6 protein-coding genes and 1 pseudogene are annotated in these 6,000 nt (G+C 69.2%); all 7 read right to left on the bottom strand.

Annotated features, from left to right (window positions below):
• A pseudogene (locus ACWD3C_RS18350) lies at positions 1 to 143 on the bottom strand (sulfate adenylyltransferase subunit CysD); the annotation flags it as partial.
• Complete coding sequence (gene cysC, locus ACWD3C_RS18345) at positions 140 to 691, bottom strand: adenylyl-sulfate kinase (protein ID WP_451145058.1); 552 nt, start codon at positions 689 to 691, stop codon at positions 140 to 142. The gene cysC and the pseudogene ACWD3C_RS18350, both read right to left, overlap by 4 nt.
• Entirely contained in the window at positions 688 to 1,908 is a 1,221-nt protein-coding gene (locus tag ACWD3C_RS18340) for a glycosyltransferase family 4 protein (protein ID WP_451145056.1), read from the bottom strand. Before ACWD3C_RS18340 ends, cysC begins: the two co-directional genes overlap by 4 nt.
• A complete protein-coding gene (locus ACWD3C_RS18335; RefSeq protein ID WP_451145054.1) occupies positions 1,905 to 2,375 on the bottom strand; it encodes a hypothetical protein in 471 nt (156 codons plus the stop codon). The genes ACWD3C_RS18340 and ACWD3C_RS18335 overlap by 4 nt, the downstream gene beginning before the upstream one ends.
• The gene (locus tag ACWD3C_RS18330; RefSeq protein WP_451145052.1) at positions 2,372 to 3,289 is read right to left on the bottom strand and encodes a sulfotransferase family protein; all 918 of its coding nucleotides are present in this window, start codon (positions 3,287 to 3,289) and stop codon (positions 2,372 to 2,374) included. The genes ACWD3C_RS18335 and ACWD3C_RS18330 overlap by 4 nt, the downstream gene beginning before the upstream one ends.
• A gap of 100 nt (positions 3,290 to 3,389) precedes the next feature.
• Positions 3,390 to 4,214, bottom strand: a complete 825-nt coding sequence (locus tag ACWD3C_RS18325; RefSeq protein WP_451145050.1) for a PaaX family transcriptional regulator — start codon at positions 4,212 to 4,214, stop codon at positions 3,390 to 3,392.
• A gap of 31 nt (positions 4,215 to 4,245) precedes the next feature.
• Positions 4,246 to 5,877, bottom strand: coding sequence for an AMP-binding protein (locus ACWD3C_RS18320; protein WP_451145048.1), 1,632 nt, complete (start codon positions 5,875 to 5,877; stop codon positions 4,246 to 4,248).
• Positions 5,878 to 6,000: the final 123 nt, after the last annotated feature.

Raw genomic sequence — 6,000 nt, 5'->3', positions numbered from 1 at the left:
GAGTCCTTGCCGCCGGAGAAGAGAATCACCGGCCGCTCGAACTCGCCCGCCACCTCACGGAAGATGTGCACCGCCTCGGACTCCAGAGCGTCCAGATGCGAGAGCTCGAACACGTTCTCGGTTGCCACGGATGTCGTTGTCACGCCAACCCCTTCGTCACCAGTACCGCGTGCACGGCGTCCGCCGACTGCTCAGGCGTCTGCCCCTCGGTCTTCAGCACCAGCGCCGGGTCGGCCGGCGGCTCGTACGGGTCGTCGATCCCGGTCAGCCCCTTCAGTTGGCCCGCGGCCTGGCGGGCGTACAGGCCCTTCACGTCCCGCTCGCTGCACACCTCGACCGGCGTGGCGACATGCACCTCGACGTACGGGGTGCCGCTGGCGTCGTGCCGCTTGCGGACGGCCTCGCGGCTGTCGGAGTACGGCGCGATGACGGGGACGACGGTGAGGACGCCGTTGCGGGCGAGCACCTCGGCGACCAGGCCGATGCGCTGCACATTGGTGTTGCGGTCCTCGCGGGAGAAACCGAGACCGGCGGAGAGGAAGCGACGGATCTCGTCGCCGTCGAGGACCTCCACACGGTGTCCCTCGGACCGCAGCCGGCCGGCGAGGATGCGGGCGATCGTGGTTTTGCCCGCGCTCGGCAGCCCGGTGAGCCAGATCGTGGCTCCCTGAGCCCTGGACGTCGTGGTCATGCGTGAGTTCCTTTCGCGGCACCCGTGGGCCGTTGTTCGTGGAGGTCGGTGAAGAGTGCTTCCCAGCGCGGGTGGACCGCGTCCGGGCCGTACGAGGCGGCCGTGAGCACCGCCGCCACACCCATGTCCGCACGCAGTTTCTCGTCGCCCATGACCTTGGCCATCGCGTCGGCGAGGGCGTCCGGGTCCCCGGGCGGAACCAGCAGACCGTCGACTCCGTGCGTCAGCACGTCCGCGGGGCCGGTGGGACAGTCGAAGCTGACCACGGGCAGTGCGTGGCTCATTGCCTCGATCATCACCATCGGCAGTCCCTCGAAGCGTGAACTCAGCACGTAGAAGGAGGCCTTGGCAAGCTCGTCGTCCAAGTGGTCGGTGTGGCCCATCAGGAAGACGTGATTGTAGAGGTGATGCCGCTCGATGAGCGAACGCAGCTGGCCCTTTTTCTCGCCACTGCCGTAGATCCGCAGCTGCCAGTCCGGATACGTCTCGACGAGCTTCGCCCAGGCCGGGATCAGCATGTCGAAACCCTTCTGCGGGAACAGCCGGCCCGCCGCCAGCGCGATCCTCGACCGGGGGTCGGCGGGCACCTGGTCCAACGAGTGGACGGCGTTCGGGATGCGTACCACCGGGGTGCCCGGCAGGAGCTGCGCGTACTCCGCGCGGTCCCGCTCGGTGAGCACGGCGACGGTGTCGAAGACCGGGTAGGTCTCCTGGATGCGCTGCTGCACGTCGGGCCGGTGCGTGCCGTGGTTCATGTGCTCCTGGGCGACCCGGATCACACCGTTCGTGGCGTTCTCGGCGGCCAGGAAGTTCAGCGCGGGCCGCGTGGTGACGAGGATGCCGTCGGTCAGCGTCCGCAGATACGCGATCAGCTCGTCCTCGACGTACCGGTTGAAGTACCGGTAGCCGAACTCGCCCGACGGGATGTGCCGGGCGGGCTCCTTCAGCAGGCGGTCGCGCTTGCGGTTGAGCAGGCGGGCGAGAAAGCCCGAGGACCGCTTGGCCTGGCGCAGATCGGCGACCGTGGAGATCTTCACGCGCTCGTCGAGCGGGAACTGCACGGTGTCGCGGCGGCGCAGTGCACTGACGATCTCGACGTCCCAGCCCGCCGCCACGAGGGAGTTGGCCTGGTTCATCACCGTACGGATGGTGCCGCCGAGGCCGTACGCGTGGAGCAGCAGATAGCGGATCCTGGGGAGCTGCTGACGGTTCGTCATACGGCGCCTTCCGTGCGGCACTTGAGGGACAGGTTGTCCTTGATGGTGTAGTAGGGGCGCACACTGAGGTTCCCGGTGCGCTGTTTCGGGAACACGAAGATCTTCTTCTTGTCGCGGATGTCGTCGAGGTGCCGTCCGGCCCGCAGCTCGGTCTCGCCGTCGGTGAGGTGGATGTCCCACTCCTCGACGGCCGCGTGGTCGGCGGCGGCGAGGTCGGCGATGGGCAGCTCGGCCTCGAAGCGGTCACCCTGGAGGGTGACGGGATAGCGCAGATGCTGCTCGGCGTGTGCGCGGCGCACCAGCAGCAGCTCCCAGTCACCCTCGTCGGAATGCCCGTGGTGTCCGCGATGCCCGTGGATGCGGCCTACGAACCGGATACGGCCGTCACGCGGCCAGACCTCGTCCATCTCGGCGTGCGGCTGCGGAGCCGTGGCCGTCGTCGCGGGTATGTCGGCCTCGGGCTTCACGAAATGTATCCCCATGCCTGGCAGATGGGCAGCAGGATCTCCGGGATCTCGTCCTTGGAGGGCAGTTCCCGTCCGGACTGCACGCTGCCGGTCTTGATCTTGTCGCGCCAGTCGCCGAGGCCCTTGACCACCTGGTTCTCGTCCTTCCTGCCGTAGTCGAGCATGGACGGCTCGAAGTCGAGGCCGAGGAAGTCGCACAGCCGCCGCATCTCCTTCTCGGGGTCGGCGGTGATGTCCTCGTAGCGCACGGTGTGCCCGCCGGTGCTGTTCTGGCGGGCCTTCTCGACGGCCTTCATATAGCGCAGTGCGTCGGCCACGGCCTCGTCGTACGTGCGCTTTTCGGGCTCGCCCTCGTACCAGGACCGGGCGATGGACGCGGGGTGGCGCAGCAGGAAGACGAAGCGCGCGTCGGGCCAGCAGTCCCGGATGCGCTGGTAGGAGAAGGCGTTGCTCGGCGTCTTCTCGACGATGAAGTCCTTGCCTGATTTGACCAGTTCGCGGTGAATGACCCGGTCCCACAGGAGATGCTCCAGGTCGCCGCGCTCCAGGCCGAGGGCGTTCATGGCCTTCCGCGACAGGTTGGTGCCGTAGGTGACTTCCAGGCGCCGTATGTGCAGTTCGTGCGGGGCGTGCAGTCGCGGGTGGGCGCCCAGCAGCATCCGCAGCAGGGTGGAGCCCGAGCGTACCGACGACATGATGAAGACCGGCTGCCGCAGCAACCGGTCCGTTGCGAGATCCTCCGGGGCGGGTGATCGGTACACCGGTGTGGGCCGCTTCTTCGCGGGTGTGGGCGCCTTCTTTGCGGGTTTGGGCGCCGCGGACTTCGGCTTCGCAGGTGAGGCCGTTGGGGCCTTACGTACCTGGAGCCCGGTGGTGGCGGTGAGTGCCCGGTTCAGATTGCGCAACAGACTCATGCGACACGATGCTAAGTAAGGAATCTAGGAAGATTGAACAAGCGGTCTGAGGGTTCGCTACGTGCATCAAATCGTTATCTGGTGCACGTTTCAAGCTCACTCAGGGTGTGTGATCCACTCCGGCGAAGCGTGCCCCCGCGTTTCGCAGCCGCTCGTGCAGTGCCCGGAAGACGGCCGCCGACCGCATGCCCGGCCAGTTGGCCGGAAGTAGTGTTGCGGGCAGTCCGGGATCGGCGTACGGGAGGTGGCGCCAGGAGTCGAGGGTGAGCAGATAGTCGTGGTACGCCTCCTCGGGCGGGGTGTCCTCGCGCCGCTCCCAGTCGCGCAGCACGCGCGCGTGGCGGTCGAGGAACGCCTCGTGCTGCTTGACGATCGCCGCCAGGTCCCACCACCGCGACACCGCCTCGGCGGTGGCCGCGAAGCCCAGATGCTCGCCGCGGAACAGGTCCACGTACGGGTCGAGCCGCAGCCGCTGAAGGCTGTGCCGGGTCTCCTCGTACAGCCGCGCCGGGGCGATCCACACGCCGGGGGCCGCGGTGCCGAAGCCGAGCCCGGCCAGCCGGGAGCGCAGCACGTGCCGCTTCTGCCGCTCCGACTCCGGCACGGAGAACACGGCCAGTACCCAGCTGTCGTCCTCCGGGGGCGCACTCGCGTACACGCGCCGGTCGCCGTCCTCCAGCAGTTGCCGCGCCTCGGGCGACAGCGCGTACCCGGCCGCCCCCGCCGCCGTACGGGCCGGCACGAGCAGTCCGCGCCGCTTCAGCCGTGACACCGACGACCGTACGGAGGGCGCGTCGACGCCGACCGCGGCGAGGAGACGGATCAGCTCGGCCACGGGCACCGGGCCGCGCGCGAAGCGGCCGTAGGCGCCGTAGAAGGTGACGATGAGCGAACGTGGTGCGTGCTGTTCGGACACGTTGATCATTTTAGATCGTCGGCATCACTTCTGGTCACCATCACTGCTGGTCACCACCGTTACGCAGGCGGAACCGCTGGAGCTTGCCGGTCGCCGTGCGCGGCAGCGCGTCCAGGAAGACGATCTCCCGCGGGCATTTGTACGGCGCCAGCTCGGACTTGAGGAACGCGCGCAACGCCTCCGCGTCCCGCGGCGCGCCCGCCCTGACGACCGCGTACGCGACGACGGCCTGCCCCCGCGCCTCGTCCGGCCGCCCCACGACCGCCGCCTCCATCACGTCCGGGTGCCGCAGCAGGGCGTCCTCGATCTCCGGGCCCGCGATGTTGTACCCGGCCGAGATGATCATGTCGTCCGCGCGTGCCACATAGCGGAAGTAACCATCGGATTCCCGCACATATGTGTCCCCGGTGACGTTCCAGCCGTCGCGCACGTACTCCCGCTGCCGTGGATCGGCCAGATAGCGGCACCCCACCGGCCCGCGCACCGCGAGCAGCCCCGGCTCGCCGTCGGGCACGGGGCCACCGTTCTCGTCCTGCACGCGCGCGTGCCACCCCGGTACGGGAACCCCCGTCGTCCCCGGACGGATCCGGTCGTCGGCGGCCGAGATGAAGATGTGCAGCAGTTCGGTCGCGCCGATGCCGTTGATGATCCGCAGCCCGGTGCGCTCGTACCAGGCCTGCCAGGTGGCCGTCGGCAGGTTCTCGCCCGCGGAGACACAGCGCCGAAGGGATGAAATGTCGTGCCCATCCGGATCGCCCAGCATCGCCCGGTACGCCGTCGGCGCGGTGAACAGCACGGACACCCCGTGCTCGGCGATGGCGGGCAACAGCTGCTTGGGGCTCGCCTGTTCGAGCAGCAGGGCACAGGCGCCGGCCCGCATCGGGAAGACGACGAGCCCGCCGAGTCCGAAGGTGAAGCCGAGCGGGGGACTGCCCGCGAAGACGTCGTCGGCACGCGGCCGCAGGACATGCTTCGAGAAGGTGTCCGCGATCGCCAGCACATCGCGGTGGACGTGCATACACCCTTTCGGGCGACCGGTCGTCCCGGACGTGAACGCGATCAGCGCCACGTCGTCGGCCGCAGTGTCGGCGGCCGGGTACGGCCCGTCCGGTGCGGGCAGATGGAGCAGGTCGTCGGGCGCGTCCCCGCCGTACGTCGTGATCCTGAGGCCCGGGATCTCGGCCTTCGCCAGGTCGTCGAGGGACCGTGCGTCGCACAGGGCATGGCTCACCCGGGCGATCTCGCACATCGTCGCCAGTTCGTACGGCCGTTGCTGCGCGAGCACGGTCACGGCGACCGCGCCCGCCTTGAGCACGGCCAGCCAGCAGGCCGCCAGCCAGGGGGTGGTGGGGCCGCGCAGCAGGACGCGGTTGCCGGGGACGACGCCGAGTTCGCCGGTGAGGAGGTGCGCGATGCGGTCGACGCGGGTGCGGAGCCGGCCGTACGTCCAGGTGTTCTCGGCCAGGGTGTTGGTGGCGGGCGTGCGGAAGACCGGGCGCCCGGGGGCGCCGCCCGCGAGCAGTTCGGCGGCCGCGTTGAGGCGGTCCGGGTAGCGCAGCTCGGGCAGGTCGAAGGTGAGATCCGGCCACTGGTCGGGCGGCGGCAGATGGTCACGGGCGAAGGTGTCCAGGTGGGCCGAGGTCGTCGGCCCTGCGGAGTGCCTGGGGTCCATGGCGATTCGCCCCCTTGTCGTGGTGGGCTCGCAATCCGGAGCGTAACGTGTTGGTGACGACAGTCAACATTCCGCGATAGCCTCGGAAGGCAGCCCGATGGCAGGCGGGGGAGAGGGGCCGAC

The organism is Streptomyces sp. NPDC002845, assembly GCF_053591955.1.
Note: the sequence above shows the minus strand (reverse complement) of the source record. Positions and strands in the feature narration are given on the sequence as shown.

Excerpts from the sequence above, each read along its gene's own strand:
- cysC (WP_451145058.1), bottom strand. The coding sequence starts at position 691 with ATGACCACGACGTCCAGGGCTCAGGGAGCCACGATCTGGCTCACCGGG.
- ACWD3C_RS18340 (WP_451145056.1), bottom strand. The coding sequence starts at position 1,908 with ATGACGAACCGTCAGCAGCTCCCCAGGATCCGCTATCTGCTGCTCCAC.
- ACWD3C_RS18330 (WP_451145052.1), bottom strand. The coding sequence starts at position 3,289 with ATGAGTCTGTTGCGCAATCTGAACCGGGCACTCACCGCCACCACCGGG.
- ACWD3C_RS18325 (WP_451145050.1), bottom strand. The coding sequence starts at position 4,214 with ATGATCAACGTGTCCGAACAGCACGCACCACGTTCGCTCATCGTCACC.
- ACWD3C_RS18320 (WP_451145048.1), bottom strand. The coding sequence starts at position 5,877 with ATGGACCCCAGGCACTCCGCAGGGCCGACGACCTCGGCCCACCTGGAC.